This window comes from uncultured Jatrophihabitans sp., from assembly GCF_964246335.1.
Lineage (GTDB): Bacteria > Actinomycetota > Actinomycetes > Mycobacteriales > Jatrophihabitantaceae > Jatrophihabitans.
The window spans coordinates 1-1,328 of sequence record NZ_CAXTQF010000003.1; the positions used below are offsets into that span (position 1 = coordinate 1).

Genomic DNA, 1,328 nt, shown 5'->3' on the forward strand with positions numbered 1-1,328 from the left:
GTTGGTGGCGACGTAGGTGGTCTCGAGGTACTCGTCGATGCCCTCGAAGCCGCCCTCGCGGCCGAGCCCGGACTGCTTGACGCCGCCAAAGGGCGCGGCCGGGTCCGAGACCAGTCCGCGGTTGAGGCCGACCATGCCGACCTCCAGTTGCTCGGACAGCCGCAACCCCCGCGCGAGATCGCCGGTGTAGATGTAACCCGTCAGCCCCATGTCCGTGGCGTTCGCGACGGCGAGGGCATCCGCGTCGTCGCGCACGGTGATGATCGGCGCGACCGGGCCGAACACCTCCTCGGTCGCCACCGCGGAGTCGCGCGGCACGTCCGCGAGCACCGTCGCGGGATAGAAGAACCCGGCACCGTCCGGCCGCTCGCCGCCGATCACCGCGCGCGCACCGGCCGCCACCGAACTGGAGACCTTGTCGTCGATGCCGTCGACGGCCTTGCGGTTGATCATCGGGCCGAGCTGGGTGTCCTCGTCCGTCCCGGCGCCGACCCGCAACGCACCCATGGCCTCGGCGAGCTTGTCGGCGAACCGGCCGGCCACGGCCTCGGCGACGATGAACCGGTTCGCCGCCGTGCACGCCTGACCGCCGTTGCGCATCTTGGCGAGCATCGCCCCCTCGACCGCGGCGTCCAAGTCGGCGTCGTCGAGCACCAGGAACGGCGCGTTGCCGCCGAGCTCCATCGAGGAGTTGACGATGCGCTCGGCGCTCTGCTTGAGCAGCATGCGACCCACGCCCGTGGAGCCGGTGAACGACAGCTTGCGTACCCGGGCATCGGCCAACGCGGTCTCGACGACGTCGGCCGGCCGGTCGCTGGTGACGACATTGACCACACCGTCGGGTGCGCCCGCCTCGGCGAGCAACTGCGCCAGCACCAACGCCGTCAAGGGCGTGTCCTCGGCCGGCTTGAGCACGAAGGTGCATCCGGCCGCGAGTGCAGGGCCGATCTTGCGAGTCGCCATGGCTGCCGGGAAGTTCCAGGGAGTCAGCAGCAGGCACACGCCGACGGGCTTGCGGAAGGTCACGATGCGGTTCGCGCCGGACGGCGCCATGCGTAGCTCCCCGCCGATGCGTACGGCCTCCTCGGCGTACCACCGGAAGAACTCGGCCGCGTACACGACCTCGCCGCGCGCGTCGGTGAGCGACTTCCCCATCTCCAGTGACATCAGGTGCGCGAGGTCCTCCTTGCGCTCGATCATCAGCTCGAAGGTCCGGCGCAACACCTCGCTGCGTTCGCGCGGCGGCGTGCCTGCCCAGCCCGGCTGCGCGCCGGCCGCGGCGTCGACGGCGGCGCGGACGTCGTCCGCGCCGGCCTGCGCCACGGCAC

Annotated in this window: 1 pseudogene (running past one end of the window); it reads right to left on the reverse strand. The window is 71.5% G+C overall.

What is annotated here, in order from left to right:
* A pseudogene (locus ACFFCN_RS01445) lies at nucleotides 1–1,328 on the reverse strand (NAD-dependent succinate-semialdehyde dehydrogenase) (its annotated part continues 13 nt past the right edge of the window); the annotation flags it as partial.